Source organism: Allobosea sp. BE125, assembly GCF_031456075.1.
Taxonomy (GTDB): domain Bacteria; phylum Pseudomonadota; class Alphaproteobacteria; order Rhizobiales; family Beijerinckiaceae; genus Allobosea.
In genome coordinates, this window is sequence record NZ_JAVDTY010000001.1 from 513,364 (window position 1) to 529,537 (window position 16,174).

Annotated in this window: 14 protein-coding genes; 7 read left to right on the plus strand and 7 right to left on the minus strand. The window is 66.2% G+C overall.

Annotated features, from left to right (window positions below; translation table 11 throughout):
- Positions 1-52: 52 nt before the first annotated feature.
- From J2Y55_RS02370 to J2Y55_RS02400, 7 genes are all read right to left on the minus strand, one after another.
- On the minus strand, positions 53-811 hold the full coding sequence (locus tag J2Y55_RS02370; protein WP_310147203.1) for an enoyl-CoA hydratase-related protein: 759 nt from the start codon (positions 809-811) through the stop codon (positions 53-55).
- A 14-nt stretch (positions 812-825) separates the two neighbouring features.
- Positions 826-1,782 (minus strand): NAD(P)H-dependent flavin oxidoreductase, encoded by a 957-nt coding sequence (locus tag J2Y55_RS02375; protein ID WP_310147206.1) that lies wholly within the window; start codon positions 1,780-1,782, stop codon positions 826-828.
- Between the two features lie 11 nt (positions 1,783-1,793).
- The gene (locus J2Y55_RS02380) at positions 1,794-2,510 is read right to left on the minus strand and encodes an ABC transporter ATP-binding protein (RefSeq protein WP_310147208.1); all 717 of its coding nucleotides are present in this window, start codon (positions 2,508-2,510) and stop codon (positions 1,794-1,796) included.
- Entirely contained in the window at positions 2,503-3,216 is a 714-nt protein-coding gene (locus J2Y55_RS02385; RefSeq protein WP_310147210.1) for an ABC transporter ATP-binding protein, read from the minus strand. The genes J2Y55_RS02380 and J2Y55_RS02385 overlap by 8 nt, the downstream gene beginning before the upstream one ends.
- Complete coding sequence (locus tag J2Y55_RS02390) at positions 3,203-4,156, minus strand: branched-chain amino acid ABC transporter permease (protein WP_310147212.1); 954 nt, start codon at positions 4,154-4,156, stop codon at positions 3,203-3,205. Before J2Y55_RS02390 ends, J2Y55_RS02385 begins: the two co-directional genes overlap by 14 nt.
- A gap of 11 nt (positions 4,157-4,167) precedes the next feature.
- Positions 4,168-5,040, minus strand: a complete 873-nt coding sequence (locus J2Y55_RS02395) for a branched-chain amino acid ABC transporter permease (RefSeq protein ID WP_310147214.1) — start codon at positions 5,038-5,040, stop codon at positions 4,168-4,170.
- A 180-nt stretch (positions 5,041-5,220) separates the two neighbouring features.
- Entirely contained in the window at positions 5,221-6,387 is a 1,167-nt protein-coding gene (locus J2Y55_RS02400) for an ABC transporter substrate-binding protein (RefSeq protein ID WP_310147216.1), read from the minus strand.
- Between the two features lie 265 nt (positions 6,388-6,652).
- On the opposite strand from J2Y55_RS02400, the gene J2Y55_RS02405 reads away from it, so the two are divergent.
- The 7 genes from J2Y55_RS02405 to J2Y55_RS02435 all read left to right on the plus strand — a co-directional run bounded on the left by J2Y55_RS02405 (position 6,653) and on the right by J2Y55_RS02435 (position 16,173).
- Positions 6,653-8,734, plus strand: a complete 2,082-nt coding sequence (locus J2Y55_RS02405) for a 3-hydroxyacyl-CoA dehydrogenase NAD-binding domain-containing protein (protein ID WP_310147218.1) — start codon at positions 6,653-6,655, stop codon at positions 8,732-8,734.
- Positions 8,731-10,428 carry an AMP-binding protein gene (locus J2Y55_RS02410; RefSeq protein WP_310147220.1) on the plus strand — a complete coding sequence of 566 codons (1,698 nt, stop codon included), beginning with the start codon at positions 8,731-8,733 and terminating at the stop codon, positions 10,426-10,428. Before J2Y55_RS02405 ends, J2Y55_RS02410 begins: the two co-directional genes overlap by 4 nt.
- 14 nt (positions 10,429-10,442) lie before the next feature.
- Positions 10,443-11,630, plus strand: coding sequence for an acetyl-CoA C-acyltransferase (locus J2Y55_RS02415; protein WP_310147222.1), 1,188 nt, complete (start codon positions 10,443-10,445; stop codon positions 11,628-11,630).
- Positions 11,631-11,796: 166 nt separating this feature from the next.
- Positions 11,797-12,996 carry a pimeloyl-CoA dehydrogenase large subunit gene (pimC, locus tag J2Y55_RS02420; protein WP_310148660.1) on the plus strand — a complete coding sequence of 400 codons (1,200 nt, stop codon included), beginning with the start codon at positions 11,797-11,799 and terminating at the stop codon, positions 12,994-12,996.
- A 146-nt stretch (positions 12,997-13,142) separates the two neighbouring features.
- A complete protein-coding gene (locus J2Y55_RS02425; RefSeq protein WP_310147224.1) occupies positions 13,143-14,306 on the plus strand; it encodes an acyl-CoA dehydrogenase family protein in 1,164 nt (387 codons plus the stop codon).
- The gene (locus J2Y55_RS02430; RefSeq protein ID WP_310147225.1) at positions 14,303-15,091 is read left to right on the plus strand and encodes a 2-keto-4-pentenoate hydratase; all 789 of its coding nucleotides are present in this window, start codon (positions 14,303-14,305) and stop codon (positions 15,089-15,091) included. The genes J2Y55_RS02425 and J2Y55_RS02430 overlap by 4 nt, the downstream gene beginning before the upstream one ends.
- 98 nt (positions 15,092-15,189) lie before the next feature.
- Positions 15,190-16,173: a DUF808 domain-containing protein gene (locus J2Y55_RS02435; RefSeq protein ID WP_310147228.1), complete on the plus strand. Its 984-nt coding sequence runs from the start codon at positions 15,190-15,192 to the stop codon at positions 16,171-16,173.
- Position 16,174 lies beyond the last annotated feature (1 nt).

Below are 16,174 nucleotides of genomic sequence, written 5' to 3' on the forward strand. Positions count from 1 at the left end.
TTTTAACGCGTTTTCTTCACGCGAACCGGAGTCCACTTCGCTCGAAAACGCTCTAGCGCTTCAGGAAGGCGGCGAAAGCGGCCTTGGCCTCGGCCGAGAGCAGCCGCTCGCCGAAGAGCCGGCCTTCGGTGGCGATCGTCTCGGCGACATGGACAGCGTTGCCGCGCTTCAGCAGCGATTTCGTCAGCGCGACCGATTCCGGCGGCAGGGCGGCGAGCGCCCTGGCCTTCTCCAGCGCGATGGCGAGCGCGCCGCCCTCCGCGGTCACGGCATTGACCAGGCCGGCTTCAGCCGCGGTTTCAGGCCCGAAGGCCTCGCCCAGCATCAGCAGTTCGGCGGCGCGCTTGCTGCCGGCGACCAAGGGCAGGAGGTAGCTCGATGCGCCTTCGGGGCTCAGGCCCAGCGCGACGAAAGGCAGGCGGAAGCTCGCGCCCTTGGCCGCAAAAGCGAGGTCGCAATGCAGCAGCATGGTGGTGCCGATGCCGACGGCAAAACCCTCGACCGCGGCAACGACCGGCTTCTTCGCGGTCGAGATCGCATTGAGGAAATCCATGGCGACGCGCGGGCCGCTGTCGCTGACCGCGGCAAAGTCCTTGATGTCGTTGCCGCTGGTGAAGCAGCCGCCAGACCCCGTCAGCACGATCGCGCGGATCTGCGGATCGGCTTCCGCCGCCCCGATCGCGTCGATCAGCCCCTGATAGCTGGCACGGTCGAGCGCGTTCTTGCGCTCGGGCCGATTCATCGTGACCTGGACGATGCCGGGCAAGACGGTTTGACTCAAGACGGTTTGGCTCAGGATGGTTTCGGTCATGGTCTCATCCTTGGTCAGCGGCTGCAGAGAGCGGCTTTCGCCTGTTCATATTCGGCTTTGAGCCGGGCGATCACGGTGGCGGCGGAGGGCGCGTCGTCGATCAGCCCGACACCCTGGCCTGAGCCCCAGATGTCGCGCCAGGCCTTGGCGGTTCCCGAGCCGAAGCTCATCTTGCTCTTGTCGGCATGAGGCAGATCGTCGGGGTCGAGCCCCTGGGCCGCGATCGAGGGCTTGAGGTAGTTTCCGGGCACGCCGGTGAAGAAGGGCGTGTAGACGATGTCGGCGGCAGCGGCCTCGACGATCATCTCCTTGTAGCCCTGCGCCGCATTGCCCTCCTCTGTGGCGATGAAGCGGGTGCCGATATAGGCGAGATCGGCGCCCATCGCCTGGGTGGCGAGAATCGCCTGCCCGGTCGCGATCGCGCCCGAGAGGATGATCGGCCCGTCGAAGAAGCGCCTGACCTCGCCGACCAGCGCGAAGGGGCTCAAGGTGCCGGCATGGCCGCCTGCGCCGGCGCAGACCAGGATCAGGCCGTCGACGCCGGCTTCGAGCGCCTTCTGGGCGTGGCGGATGGTGGTGACGTCGTGGAAGACGAGCCCGCCATAGGAATGGGCGGCGTCGACGACCTCATTGGGCGCGCGCAGCGAGGTGATGATGATCGGCACTTCCTGGCGGACGCAGACCTCCATGTCGTGCATCAGCCGGTCGTTCGAGGCGTGGACGATCTGGTTGACCGCGAAGGGCGCGATCTTTCGTGCCGGGTCGGCGGCCTTGGCGGCGGCGAGCTCCGTCTTGATCCGGGTGATCCAGAGCTCGAGTTGCTCGGCCGGGCGGGCATTGAGCGCCGGAAAGGAGCCGACGACGCCATTCAGGCATTGCGCGATGACGAGCTCAGGACCCGAGACGATGAACATCGGCGAACCGATGACCGGGAGGCTGAGCGTGTCGGCGAGTGAGGCGGGCAGGGCCATTCTGGTCTCCGTTAGAAGCTTGCCGCGCCGGTTTCGCGGGCGAGGTAAAGATCGTGCAGGCGCTCCAGATCGACCTTGTCCGCCTTCTGGCTCAGGAGCAGCTTGCCCGAGCGCATGAGATGGACATGGTCGGCGACCGAGAGCGCGATATGCGTGTTCTGCTCGATCAGCGCGATGGTGACGCCCTCGCTCTTGAGCCGGCGGATGATCGAGAAGACCTCCTTGACGATGACGGGAGCGAGGCCCAGCGACGGCTCGTCGATCAGCAGGATGCGTGGCTCGCTCATCATGCCGCGCCCCATCGCCACCATCTGCGCCTCGCCGCCCGAGAGCGAGCCGGCGAGCTGGCGGTGGCGCTCCCTGAGGCGGGGGAAGAGGTCGTAGACGCGTTCGAGATTGCGGGCGCGGGCATTGCGGCAGCGGCGCGGATAGGCGCCCAGCGAGAGGTTTTCCTCGACGCTCATATCCTTGAAGACCATGCGGCCCTCGGGAACCATGACGAGGCCGGCTTCGAGCAGATCCCAGGTCCTGGCCTTGAGCGCGCGCCCGTCGAGCCTGATCTCGCCCTGATGCGGGATCAGCCCCATCAGGGCACGAAACAGCGTCGTCTTGCCGGCGCCGTTGGGGCCGACGATCGCGGTGAGCTCGCCCTGGGGAAAGCCGAGCGAGACGTCCCAGAGCACGTTGATGGCGCCGTAGCCGGCGCGCAATTGCCTGACCTCAAGCATCGGCGGCTCCCGTATAGCTCTCGACCACGGCGGGGTTCCGGAAGACCTCGGCCGGCGTGCCGTCGGCGATCATCTGGCCGAAATTCAGCACGACGGCGCGCGAGCACAGCGTCGAGATCGTCTCGATGTCGTGCTCGACGATGACGATGGCGAGCTTGTAGCGCTCATGCAGTTCGCGCAGCTTGTCGACGAAGCGGCGCTTGGCCTTGCTTTCCAGCCCCGCCAGAACCTCGTCGAGCAGCAGGAGCTTCGGGTTGGTGGCGAGCGCCTTGGCGATTTCGAGCCGCTTCAATTCCTGCAGCGCGAGTTCCGTCGCGGCGTTGCGCTCGGCATGCTGGCTCAGCTCCATCACCTCGAGGATCTCGTCGACGCGGGCGGCGTCGGCTTTGCCGGCGCCAAAGACCTGCGCGACGGTGAGGTTCTCGCGCACGGTCAGGTGATGCATCGGTTGCGGGATCTGGAAGGTGCGGCCGAGACCGAGCCGGGCGCGGGCATGCAGCGGCAGCCGGCCGATCTCGCGCTCCGCGAACAGGATGCGCCCGGTCTTCGGCCGGACCAGCCCGGAAATGGTGTTGAACAGCGTGGTCTTGCCGGCACCATTGGGACCGACCAGGCCGAGGATCTCGCCGGCGCCCATGGCGAAGGAGACATCCTTCAATGCGGTCAACCCGCCGAAGCGGACAGTGACGTCCTCAAGCCGCAGCATGGGCGGCTCCCTTGGCAGTCTTGCGCTGGAACATTCCAAAGAGCCCGTTGGGCGCGATCAGGATCATGCCGGCGAGCAGGACGCCGAGCAGGATCTCGTGGCCCACCGGCAGCAGTTCCTTGGCGACGATCTGGTCGAACAGATAGATCAGCACCGCGCCTGCGACCGGCCCCAGGATGGTGCGGTAGCCGCCGAAGATCGCGGCGATGATCGGCAGGATGCTCCAGCTCGCCGAGAAGGCGTAATCGGGCTCGAGGAAGTTGATGATGTGGGCGTTCATCGCGCCGAACAGCCCGGTGATGAAGGCCGAGAGCAGCAGCATCCAGGCTTTCAGCAAGGTTGCGTTGACGCCGACGACGCGGGTTGCATCCTCGCTCTCGGCCATGGCGCGCAAGGCCGTGCCGACATGGCTGCGCTTCACCGCAAGATAGATCGCAGCGCATATCGCCACCAGGATCACGAGCAGGCCGTAGCTGCCGACGCGGCTCGACAGATCGAGGCCCAAGATCGTCGGCAATGGCGGGAAGCGCTGGAAGCCGGCCGAGCCGCCGGTGATCGAGGTCGCCTCCGTCGCCAGGATCTTGAAGATATGGGCGTAGGCCAGGATGGCGAGCGCAAAATAGGGGCCCGACAGCCTGAGCGCCGGCAGCATCACGACCGAGCAGAGTGCGGCCCCGCAGGCGCCCGCCAGCAGCGCGAGCGGCACGGGCAGGCCGAACTTTGCCGAGAGGATCGCCGAGGTATAGGCGCCGACGCCGAAGAAGGCGGCGTGGCCGAAGGAGACCATGCCGCCGAGATTGCCGAGCAGCGCCCAGGCGAGTGCGACGCCGGCGACGATGAGGCCGGAGACCATCAGCCCCATGACGTAGGAATTGCCGCCGAAGGCGATGGGCACGGCGATCGCGACGGCGAGGATCAGGAGAGCGGGAAGGCTGCGCATCATCGGGCTCCTCAACCGCGCCTGGCGCGTGCGCCGAACAGGCCGTTCGGCATGAAGAAGAGCACGAGCAGGAAGAGCACCATGCCGACGAGCTCCTGCAATGCCGAGCTTGCCAGCGTTACCGTCATTGCCTCGGTGACGCCCAGCAGCAGCGCGGCGCAGAATACGCCGGGAATCGAACCGACGCCTGCCAGCACGGTGACGATGAAGGCCTTGATGGTGAGCCCGGGTCCGAGCGCCGGCTGTACGACGCTCATCGTATAGAGCGCCACGCCCGCCACGCTGGCGAGGATGCCCGCGACGATGAAGGCCGCGAGCTCGACGCGGCGCGGATCGATGCCCATCAGCATCGAGGCGTCACGGTTGGAGGAGACGGCGCGCACGGCGCGGCCATACCAGCTGTTCTTCAGCCACCACCAGAGGCCCGCCATCACGGCAAGGCTGATGATGAAGGCGGTGATCTCGCCCTTCATGGCGTAGACCGAGCCGAGGGAGATGGCGTCCTGCAGGAAGGGCGATCCGGTCGAGCGCACATCGCTGGCGAAGACCAGCAGGATCGCATTGGTCAGGATGATGCCGATGGCGAAGGTCAGGATCAGCGAATTCAATTCGCGGTGTTCGCGGATGCGCTCGATCAGCAGGTAGATCACGACGCTGACGATGCCGGTGACGACGAAGGCGAGCGGGATCGCGGCGTAAGGGTTCCAGCCTGTCCGGCTCTCGATGACATAGGCCATGTAGGCTGCGAGCAGCACGAGTTCGCCATGGGCGAGGTTGATGATCTTCATCGCGCCGAAGGTCAGCGCGATGCCGAGCGCGACCAGCGCATAGACCGAGCCGACGAGCAGGCCGGAGAAGAGGGATTGCTGGAGGAGTTCGAGCATGAAGCGATTGGGGCCTGTCGTCTTTCCGTGATCGGCTGTTCTCCTCAGCCCTCATCCTGAGGAGCGCTCCGCAGGAGCGCGTCTCGAAGGATGGTTCCAGTTCTCGCTGGAGCATCCTTCGAGACGCCGCTTCGCGGCTCCTCAGGATGAGGGCTGAGGGATGGCGAAACTCTCGTCACATCACCACGGCACGGCGGGGTAGGCGAGCTTGCCGGTGGCGAATTCGGCCGGCGAAACCAGCGGGATCTTGCCGTCGCGGTGCTGGCCCATGCTGAGCGCGAAATTCGGGTTGTCGCCGACGTCGTTGAAGGTGATGCGGCCGAGCGGCGAGGGACGGTTGGTCGTCTTCATCTCGGCGAGCAGTCCCGCGCTCTTAAGCGTGCCGGCATCGGCGGAGCGGGCAAGCGCCTCGCTCAGCACCATCGTCTCGACGAAGGCGAGCGTCGAGGCGTACTCGATCTCCTTGCCGAACATCTCCTTGTAGACGGCGGCGAATTTCCGGCCCTCCTCGTCCTTCACCTCGACGGGGAAGGGCAGGAAGGTGGTGCCGATGACGTTCTGCATCAGGTCGGGGAAATCGGAATACATCTTCGGCGTCGCCAGCGACCAGGCGCCGACGATGGCCTTCACCGGGGGCTTGAGGACCTTGGCGGCACGGATGATGCCGACATAGTCGTTCTCATAAGCCGACATGAAGATGATCTCGGACTTGTCCTGCAGCTTCACCTTGTTGATGATCGGCTTGAAATCGGTGATGGCGGGGTCGAAGGGGTGCAGCGTGACCTTGTAGCCCTTCTTGGCGAGGCTCTCCTCGAGCCCCTTCGCCAGCAGCATCGGCGCTTCCTTGGTGGAGGCGATGATCGAAACGCCGTTTGGCTTCACCTCTTCGATCAAGCCCTCGACGCCGCGCTGGTAGCCGGCATTGTTGTTGATCCGGAAGAAGTTCTTGTTGCCGCGCTGGACCAGCTCGTCGGAGACCGCGCCGCCGGTGATGTAGACCTTGCCGAGGCGATTGGAGGTGTCGGAGGCGGGGCCGACGATGTTGGAGCCGTAGCCGCCGATGATCGCAGCCGCACCCTCGGAGGAGAGCTTCTCGACAGCGGTGACGGCCTTGGCCGGCTGGCTCTCGTCATCGATGACCGTGACCTTGATCCTGTGCTTGCTCTGGCTCTCGTTGAAGACCTTGAGCGCAACCTGCATGCCCTCGTTGAAGGCCTGGCCCGAGCGGGCGAGCGAACCGGTCAACGGCATATGCGCGCCGATCGTGATGTCCTCGGCGCGCGCATTTGCGGCAAAGGCGATGGTCGCGGCGAGGCAGGCCGTTGCAAGACAATTCCTGCGGGTCATGAATTCCTCCGAAGTGCTTCTTCACCGGGCCGTTTCGCGGCATGATGTGGCGTTGCCAATGGCATGGCACGGGGTTTTAGGAGCGGTCAAGCGGCGGACATCAATTCCGCATTGCAGCATGATGCGAGGTGCGACATTGGCCCGGCTCCGCTAAGTCTCTAGCCTGCATCTTGACAAAGCGCTGACGAGCCACTTCCTAGGGACCATAAATGCAGACGGTCGTTCTGCAGTGCAGAACATAGATCTCGACGAGAGGAAGACGTTCATGGAGTTGGTCCAGCTTGCCCTTCGCGGCAGGGTCGCGGTCGCGACGATCGCCAATCCGCCGGTCAATGCGCTGAGCGCAGGCGTCCGCGCCGGGCTCGCAGAGGCCGTCGCGAAGGCCGGCTCCGATCCCGCAGTGGACGCGATCGTGATCGCGGCCGCCGGCAAGGCCTTCATCGCGGGCGCTGATATCAGCGAGTTCGGCAAGCCGCCGGCGGCGCCGATCCTGCCCGATGTGCTCGAGGCGATCGAGAGTTGCGCCAAGCCCGTGGTCGCGGCGATCCAGGGCGTGGCCTTGGGCGGCGGCCTGGAGGTGGCTTTGGCCTGCCATGCCCGCGTGGCTTCGCCCGCGGCCAGGCTCGGCCTGCCCGAGATCAAGCTCGGCATCATCCCGGGCGCCGGCGGCACGCAGCGCCTGCCACGCCTGATCGGTGCGGCGAAGGCGTTTCCGATGATGCTGAGCGGCGAACCGATCTCGGCCGACAAGGCTGCCGGATACGGGCTCGTCGACATGGTCGCGCTCGGCGACGTCGTCGAGGCGGCAGCAGCCCTGGCGCTGGATCTTGCGAGCCAGGGCGCGCCGCCCCGGACTGCAGACCGCGCGGAGGCGTTGACCCCGGCCGATCGCGAGGCTTTTGAGGCGCTGGCAGCCGACGCGACCAAGAAATCCGGCGACATGCCCAATGCGATGGCGCTGATCGAGGCGGTGCGTGGCGTGTTCACGCTGCCCTTCGCGGAGGGCATGGCGGCCGAGCGGGCCCTGTTCCGCACGCTCGTCGCCGATGAGCGCTCCAAGGCGTTGCGCTATGCCTTCTTCGCCGAGCGCGAGGCGGCCAAGGTGCCAGGCATCGAGGCGAGTGTGAAGCCGCGCCCGATCGCCAAAGCGGCGGTGATCGGCGCCGGCACGATGGGCGGCGGCATCGCCATGTGCTTCGCCAATGCCGGCATCCCCGTGACCTTGATCGAGACCGAGCAGGCCCAGATCGACAACGGCATCAACCGGGTCGCGGCGATCTACGAGATGTCGGTGACGCGGGGCTCGTTGACGCCGGAGAAGCGCGACGAGCGCATGGCGCTGATCACGCCTGCTGTGGGACTAGCTGCGGCAGCCGATGCGGATATCGTCATCGAAGCGGCCTTCGAGGAGATGGGTGTCAAGAAGCAGATTTTTGGGGCGCTCGACGGCATCGCCAAGCCGGGTGCGATCCTTGCCAGCAACACCTCCTATCTCGACATCCCGACGATCGCGGCTGCGACCAAGCGGCCGCAGGATGTGATCGGGATGCATTTCTTCAGCCCGGCCAATGTCATGAAGCTCCTGGAGGTGGTGCGGCCCGCCGGCGTCGCCGACGATGTCGTCGCGACCGCGGTGGCGCTCGGGCGCACGCTCGGCAAGGTGCCGGTCGTGGTCGGCAATTGCTTCGGTTTCGTGGGCAACCGCATGCTGGCGCAGCGCACGCGGGCGGCCGAGCGCTTGCTGATCGCCGGCGCGCTGCCCCATGAGGTCGATGCGGCCGTGACCGCTTTCGGCTTCAAGATGGGGCCCTTCGCGATGTCGGATCTCGCCGGCAACGATATCGGCTGGCGCACGCGCAAATCATTGGGGAAGAAGGCTGCGGTCGCTGATGCTCTCTGCGAGGCCGGGCGCTTCGGCCAGAAGACCGGCAAGGGCTATTATCTCTACCCGGCCGGGGCGCGCGCGGGCCAGCGCGACCCCGAGGTTGAGGCGTTGATCGCAAGCATCTCGGCGCAGAAGGGCGTGACGCGGCGCTCCTTCACGGCAGATGAGATCGTGGCGCGCTTGATGGACCCGATGGTCAATGAGGGCGCGCGCATCCTCGAAGAGGGCATCGCGGCGCGGCCGGGCGATATCGATATCATCTGGCTCAACGGCTATAACTGGCCGGCCTGGCGCGGTGGGCCGATGCATTGGGCCGATACGGTCGGGCTCGACGTGATCGTCAAACGGCTCGAGGCGCAAGCGGCCGAGAGCGGCGACGCGACGCTCGAACCGTCGCCGCTGCTGCGCAGGCTCGCCACTGAGGGCAAGGGGTTCTCGGAGCTGAAGGCGCAAGCCGCATGAGCGCGGCCGGGAATTTCGGCATGCGGCCGGTCTGGCAGCAGCGCTTCCCCAAAGCCTGTGACTGGCAGGCGAGCGTCGAGACCGGCATCGTGCCGTATCTGCTCGCGGCTGCCGTGGCGGCGCGCCCGGATGCGCCCGCGATCGAATTCCGCGAGCGCCGGACGAGCTATGCCGAACTTGACGCCATGGTCGCGCAGTTGGCGGCCGGACTGATCGCCGACGGCGTCAAGCCTGGCGACCGCGTCGCGCTGCTCCTGCCCAACACGCTCTGGCACCCGATCGCCTTCTTCGCCATCGCGCGCTGCGGAGCGAGCGTGGTGCATCTCTCGGCGCTGGATGCGCCGCGCGAGCTGGAACACAAGCTCAAGGCGACCAAGCCGGGCCGGTTGATCACGACCAATCTGCCGGGTTTCCTGCCGAACGCACGGAGCCTGTTGGAGGCAGGCGCCGTTCCTCGCCTGCTCGTCGGCGAGGATGGCCGCTGGGGGCCAGGCGAGGCCGCGCCATCGGCGATCCCGAACCAGGCGAGCGTCGCCCGGCTCGACGACCTCATGGACGCAGCTCCACCGGCGTCATGGCCTGTGGTCTCGCCCGACGACGTCATGCTGCTGCAGTTCACTGGCGGCACCACCGGCCTGCCCAAGGCGGCGATGCTGAGCCATGGCAACCTCGTCTCCGCCGTGAATATCTATCGGCTCTGGACCGATGGCGAGCCGCTGGAGCCCGGCGCGCAGAAGACGATCTGCGTGTTGCCGCTGTTCCATATCTACGCGCTGACGACGCTGCTGCTGCGCCATATCCGGGACGGCAACGAGATCCTGCTGCGCCAGCGCTTCGATGTGGAAACGCTGATCGCCGATATTTCGGTCAAGCGCGCGACGCTGTTCTCCGGCGTGCCGACGATGTGGTTCGCTCTCTTGAACCGCGAAGGCGTCGAGACTGTCGACTTCTCCTCGCTGCGCTCCTGTGTCTCCGGCGGCGCGCCGCTGCCCTTCGAGGTGCAGACGAAGCTCGAAGGCATTCTCGGCGTCCGGCTCAATAATGGCTGGGGCATGACCGAGACCGCGCCGGCGGGCTCGCGCGTGCCCGGCGACGCCAAACCGCGGCCGGGGCTGATCGGCGTGCCCCTGCCGGGCATCACCATGAAGATCGTCTCGCTCGAGCCCGAGCGCGACGACTTTCCGCCCGGCGAGATCGGCGAGATCGCGATCAAGGGCCCCAATGTCTTCAAGGGCTATCTCGACGACGAGGCCGCGACGCAGGAGGCCTTCCATGAGGGCTGGTTCCTGACCGGCGATCTCGGCCGGATGGACGAGAACGGGCTGTTCGAGATCGTCGACCGTCGCAAGAACATGATCATTTCAAGCGGCTACAACGTCTATCCCGTCGCGATCGAGAGCGCGATCTACGAGCACCCGGCGGTGCAGGAGGTCGTCGTGATCGGCGTCGATGACGCTTATCGCGGCCAGGCGGCGAAAGCCTTCGTCAAGCTCAAGACCGGCCATGCGCCGTTTTCGCTGGAAGAGCTCACCGTCTTCCTGAAGGACCGGCTCGGCCGGCACGAAATGCCGCGCGCGCTCGAATTCCGCGAGAGCCTGCCGCGCAGCGCCGCCGGCAAGCTGCTGGCCAAAGTGCTGGTGGCCGAGGAAAAACAGAAACAGGTGGCTTCGGCCGCTACCGATTCCGCCGCATAGGACAAAGCTCAGCCATGACCGAAGCCGTCATCGTCTCCACTGCCCGCACGCCGATCGGCAAGGCCCATCGCGGCGCCTTCAACCAGCTCCGCGGCGCCGATATGGCCGCCCACGCGATCCGTCACGCGCTCGCCCGCGCCAAGGTCGAGCCTGAGACGATCGAGGAGGTGGTGCTGGGCTGTGGCTACCCGGAGGCCGCGACCGGTGGCAATGTCGCGCGCCATGCCGCGCTTGTCGCCGGCATCCCGGTGCAGTCGGCCGGCGTCACGGTCAGCCGCTTCTGCGCTTCCGGGCTGGAGGCGATTGCGCACGCGGCGCGGCGCGTGATCCTGGACGGCGTGCCGGTTGCGGTCGGCGGCGGCGTCGAGTCGATTTCGCTGGTGCAGCCGGTGGTCCGGCGCGAGCTGACCCAGAATGATTGGCTGATGGCCAATAAGCCGACGATCTACACCTCCATGATCGAGACCGCCGACAATGTCGCGAAGCGCTACGGCATCTCGCGGCAGGCCCAGGATGAGTTCTCGCTGGAGAGCCAGCGCCGTACGGCCTCGGCCCAGCAGCGCCAGCTCTTCGATGACGAGATCGTGCCGATGAGCGCGGTCATGGCCGTGACCGACAAGGCGAGCGGTGAGGTGCGCCAGGAAGAGGTGACGCTGTCGAAGGATGAGGGCAACCGGCCCGATACGACGCTGGAGGGCCTGCTCAAGCTCAAGCCGGTGCGCGGCGAGGACCAGTTCGTCACCGCCGGCAATGCCAGCCAGCTCTCGGACGGTGCCTCGGCCAGCGTGGTGATGTCGGCCAAGGAAGCGGCGCGGCGTGGCCTTGCGCCGCTTGGCACCTTCCGCGGCTTCGCCTCGGCCGGTTGCGAGCCCGACGAGATGGGCATCGGCCCGGTCTTTGCGGTGCCGCGCCTGCTGGAGCGCAATGGCCTGACCGTCGCCGACATCGATCTCTGGGAGCTGAACGAGGCCTTCGCCTCGCAGTCGCTCTATTGCCGCGACGTGCTCGGCATCGATCCCGAGAAGGTCAACGTCAATGGCGGTGCGATTGCGATCGGCCATCCCTTCGGCATGAGCGGGGCGCGCCTTGTCGGCCATGCGCTGCTGGAGGGCCGCCGCCGCAAGGCGCGCTACGCGGTCGTCACCATGTGCGTCGCCGGCGGCATGGGCTGCGCCGGCCTGTTCGAGATCAATCAAGGCTGATGAGCTTGCGCTGGAACCACGCCGTCATCCTGGGCGAGCGAAGCTCGGCCCGGGATCCATTATAGGGCGATGTCTAGTCCTATGATGGATCCCGGAGCTGCGCCGCTTCGCGGCTTGTCCAGGATGACGGGGTGTTTACGAGCGAAACGATAAGAGGACGATGACGATGGACCTTCGCTTCACGCCCGAGGAGATCGCTTTCCGCGACGAGGTGCGGCAGTTCTTCCGTACCGAAGTCCCGGCCGAGATCCGCAAGAAGGTCTCCGAAGGCCGCGGCATGACGCGCGAGGACTACATCACCTCGCAGCGCGTGCTGAACGCCAAGGGCTGGGCCGTGCCGCATTGGCCCAGGGAATGGGGCGGGCAGGACTGGACGCCGATCCAGCGCTACATCTTCACCGAAGAGATGCTGCTGGCGGCCGTGCCGCTGCCGTTGCAGTTCAACTGCTACATGGTCGGGCCGGTGATCGCCGCTTTCGGCAATCAGGCGCAGAAGGAAAAGCACCTCGCCAAGATAGCCAATCTCGACGAGTGGTGGTGCCAGGGCTTCTCCGAACCGGGTGCGGGTTCCGACCTCGCCTCGCTCAAGACCAAGGCGGTGCGCGAAGGCGCCCACTACATCGTCAACGGCCAGAAGACCTGGACGACGCTTGGCCAATACGCCGACTGGATCTTCTGCCTGGTGCGCACCGACCCCGCCGCCAAGAAGCAGGCCGGCATCTCATTCATCCTGATCGACATGAAGACGCCGGGCATCACGGTGCGCCCGATCATCACGCTTGAGGGGCGCCACGAGGTCAACGAGGTCTTCTTCGACAACGTCAAGGTGCCGGTCGAGAACCTGGTCGGCGAGGAGAACAAGGGCTGGGACTACGCCAAGTTCCTGCTTGCCAATGAGCGCACCGGCATTGCCCGCATCGGCCTCTCCAAGGAGCGGCTGGCGCGGATCAAGCGCCTGGCCCGGGAGATGCCGGCCGGCGAGGGCACGCTCTGGGACGATCGCGATTTCCGCGAGCGGGTGGCCGAGGTCGAGATCGAATTGAAGGCGCTGGAGATCACGCAGATGCGGGTCGTCGCGGCGCAAGGCAAGCGCGACCCCAACAAGCCCGATCCGGCCTCCTCGATCCTGAAGATCAAGGGCTCGCAGCTGCAGCAGGCGACGACGGAGCTTTTGCTCGAAGTGGCCGGGCCCTTCGCGCTGGCGGCTCCCGTGCGCTCGGGCGACCTGACCAATGACTGGCCCTTCGACTATGATTGGGCCGATGCGGCGGCGGCGAGCTATTTCAACAACCGCAAGGTCTCGATCTATGGCGGCTCGAACGAGATCCAGAAGAATATTATCGCGAAAGCCGTCTTGGGGCTCTAGCGGCATCGGCTGACGGGCCTCTCCCGTCATGCTCGGCCTTGTGCCGAGCATCCACGTCTTGCGACGCGGATGAAGGAAGACGTGGATGGTCGGGACAAGCCCGACCATGACGATGTGGCGACCGCTGCTGAACATGGAACGGCATCATGGATTTCGATCTCTCCTCCGAACAGACGCAGCTCAAGGACGGCGTCGAGCGGCTCGTGGCTGCGACCTATGGCTCGCTCGAACAGCGCAAGGCGCAAGGCGCCGGCCCGCTCGGCTTCAGCGAGAAGAGCTGGGCGCAATTCGCCGAGATGGGACTGCTCGGCATTCCCTTCACGGAGGAGGAGGGCGGCTTCGGCGGCGGGCCGGTCGAGACGCTGGTGGTGATGGAGGCGCTGGGCAAGGGGCTGGCGCTGGAGCCTTATCTCGCAACCGTCGTACTCGGCGGCGGCGCGGTCAGGCTCGGCGGATCGGATGAGCTCAAGCAGCGCGTCATTTCCGGCATCGTCGAGGGCAGCTCAAGGCTGGCGCTGGCCTTCACCGAGAAGCAGTCGCGCTACGACCTCAACGACGTTGCCACCACAGCGCGCAAAGCGGGCGACGGCTTCGTGCTGGAAGGCGCCAAGAGCGTCGTCATCAATGGCGACAGCGCCCAGCATCTCGTCGTCAGCGCCCGCACCTCCGGCAACCGACGCGACAAGGCTGGCATCAGCCTGTTCCTCGTTACGGCCGACGCGCCCGGTGTGAAGATCCATGGCTATGCGACGCAGGATGGCGGGCGCGCTGCCGAGGTCGCTCTGTCGGGCGTTCAGGTCGGGGCGGCCGAATTGATCGGGCCATTGGACCAGGGCCTGCCGATCCTGGAGCGCGTCTCCGAATTCGCCATCGCCGCGCTTGCGGCCGAGGCTGTCGGCATCATGGAAGCTCTGCATGGGCTGACGGTGGAGTATCTCAAGACGCGCCAGCAATTCGGCGCGCCGATCGGCAATTTCCAGGTGCTGCAGCACCGCGCCGTCGACATGCTGATCGCGCTGGAGCAGGCGCGCTCGATGGCGGCCTATGCGGCGATGATGGTGGAGCACGACAATGCCGCCGAGCGCGGCGCAGCGCTCTCGGCGGTCAAGGTGCAGGTCAACCGCTCCTGCCGCATCGTCGGCCAGGAGGCGGTGCAGCTCCATGGCGGCATCGGCATGACGATGGAGTATCTCGGCGCGCATTACTTCAAGCGCCTGACCATGATCGAGAGCCTGTTCGGCGATACCGCGCATCATCTGCGCCGTGTCGACGTGGCGGGAGGGCTAGCGGCGGGCGGGCTGGCGGCATGAGGCCGGACGACAAGCTGCCGGCGGCGACGGCTTTCCTGCTCGCGCATTGGCGCGGGGGCACGAAATGCGCGGCGATGCCGGAGGTCCTGCGCCCGGCGGATCTGCGCGAAGCCTATGGAATACAGGCGCTGTTCGAACACAGCAGCGCATCGCCGTTGTTCGGCTGGAAGATCGCCGCCACCAGCAAGGCGGGACAGGCGCATATCGGCGTCGCGGGACCGCTCGCCGGACGGATTCTTGCCGAGCGCGTGCTGGCGGATGGCGCGACGACCTCGCTCGGCGGCAACGCCATGCGCGTGGCTGAACTCGAATTCGCTTTCCGGATGGGTCGCGATCTGCCGCCGCGCGAGACGGTCTATTCGCAGGACGAGGTTTTGGCGGCGGTCGAAAGCCTTCACCCCGCGATCGAGCTGCCGGATTCACGCTTCGTGGATTTCGCCGCGGCAGGAGGCGTCCAGCTCGTTGCCGATAATGGCTGCGCCCATGAGTTCGTGCTTGGCGAAAGCACAGGCGCGGCGTGGCGTGGGCTTGATCTCGCAGCGTTCCGGCCGGTTGCGCGGATGCCGGGCCGGCAGGATCAGGAAGGGCTTGGCGGCAATGTGCTGGGCGATCCACGCATCGCGCTGACCTGGCTGGTCAACGAACTCTCCACCCTTGGCGTGGTGCTGAAAGCAGGCGAGGTGGTGACGACGGGAACCTGCCTCGTGCCAATCGCGATTTCGCCTGGTGACAGGCTCGACGGCGATTTCGGCGTGCTTGGGCGGGTTGCGGTGGCTTTCTCCTAACAACCCTGCTCCCAACGAACCTTGCTCCGGCGCTGTCATATCAGGGCCATTCATGCTTGTTTCGCTGCATTGCGGCAGAAGCGGCATGGGAGGCCCCGGTGAGTTCAGGACTGTTTGCCCTGCTCGACGATATCGCTGGATTGGCGAATGTCGCGGCGGCTTCGCTCGACGATGCCGCCTCCCAGGCTGCCAAGGCCTCGGCCAAGGCCGCGGGCATCGTCATCGACGATGCGGCCGTGACGCCGCGCTATGCGGTTGGTTTCGCGGCGGATCGCGAATTGCCGATCATCTGGCGGATCGCGCTCGGTTCGCTGAAGAACAAGCTCCTGATCCTGTTGCCGGCGGCGTTGGTGCTGACCCTCATTGCGCCCTGGGCGATCACGCCGCTTCTGATGATCGGCGGCGTCTATCTCTGTTATGAGGGTGCGGAAAAGCTGATCGAGCGCTTCCTGCCGCATGCCGGGCATGGCGAAGCGGCGGCTGAGGCTGAACCGCTCGACCCCAAGGCGCTCGAGAACCAGAAGATCAGCGGCGCGATCAAGACCGATCTGATCCTTTCCGCCGAGATCATGGCGATCACGCTCGCCAGCGTCTCGGACTCGTCGTTCTGGACGCAGGCATTTGTCCTGGCCGTGGTCGGCCTTGGCATGACCGCATTCGTCTATGGCATCGTCGCGCTGATCGTGAAGGCGGACGATGCCGGTGTGGCGCTGGCGAAGCGACGCTTTGCGCCTGTGCGCCTGCTGGGGCGGGGCCTCGTCGTCGGCATGCCGTATTTTCTCACCGGGCTTGGCGCGGTCGGCACGATCGCCATGCTCTGGGTCGGCGGCGGCATCATCATTCACGGCTTTGCCGACTATGGGCTGGCCGGGCTCGAACACGTCATCCACGATCTCGCGACGGCGGGTGGCCGCGTCGTGGCTATGCTCGCGTCGGCGGTCGAATGGCTGGTGACGGCGGGGCTCTCGGCGGTGTTGGGATTGCTGATCGGCGCGGTCGCGGTCCTCGCCATGCATTTTGGCGTTGCGCCACTCCTGAAGAGTATCAGGAAGAGCGCGCCCAAGGCCTCGCTCGGCGCCTGAA

Coding starts and splice junctions, on each gene's coding strand:
- pimC (WP_310148660.1), top strand. CDS start 11,797: ATGGACCTTCGCTTCACGCCCGAGGAGATCGCTTTCCGCGACGAGGTG.
- J2Y55_RS02375 (WP_310147206.1), bottom strand. CDS start 1,782: ATGGCCCTGCCCGCCTCACTCGCCGACACGCTCAGCCTCCCGGTCATC.
- J2Y55_RS02425 (WP_310147224.1), top strand. CDS start 13,143: ATGGATTTCGATCTCTCCTCCGAACAGACGCAGCTCAAGGACGGCGTC.
- J2Y55_RS02385 (WP_310147210.1), bottom strand. CDS start 3,216: ATGCTGCGGCTTGAGGACGTCACTGTCCGCTTCGGCGGGTTGACCGCA.
- J2Y55_RS02370 (WP_310147203.1), bottom strand. CDS start 811: ATGACCGAAACCATCCTGAGCCAAACCGTCTTGAGTCAAACCGTCTTG.
- J2Y55_RS02380 (WP_310147208.1), bottom strand. CDS start 2,510: ATGCTTGAGGTCAGGCAATTGCGCGCCGGCTACGGCGCCATCAACGTG.
- J2Y55_RS02410 (WP_310147220.1), top strand. CDS start 8,731: ATGAGCGCGGCCGGGAATTTCGGCATGCGGCCGGTCTGGCAGCAGCGC.
- J2Y55_RS02390 (WP_310147212.1), bottom strand. CDS start 4,156: ATGCGCAGCCTTCCCGCTCTCCTGATCCTCGCCGTCGCGATCGCCGTG.
- J2Y55_RS02395 (WP_310147214.1), bottom strand. CDS start 5,040: ATGCTCGAACTCCTCCAGCAATCCCTCTTCTCCGGCCTGCTCGTCGGC.
- J2Y55_RS02400 (WP_310147216.1), bottom strand. CDS start 6,387: ATGACCCGCAGGAATTGTCTTGCAACGGCCTGCCTCGCCGCGACCATC.
- J2Y55_RS02430 (WP_310147225.1), top strand. CDS start 14,303: ATGAGGCCGGACGACAAGCTGCCGGCGGCGACGGCTTTCCTGCTCGCG.
- J2Y55_RS02415 (WP_310147222.1), top strand. CDS start 10,443: ATGACCGAAGCCGTCATCGTCTCCACTGCCCGCACGCCGATCGGCAAG.
- J2Y55_RS02405 (WP_310147218.1), top strand. CDS start 6,653: ATGGAGTTGGTCCAGCTTGCCCTTCGCGGCAGGGTCGCGGTCGCGACG.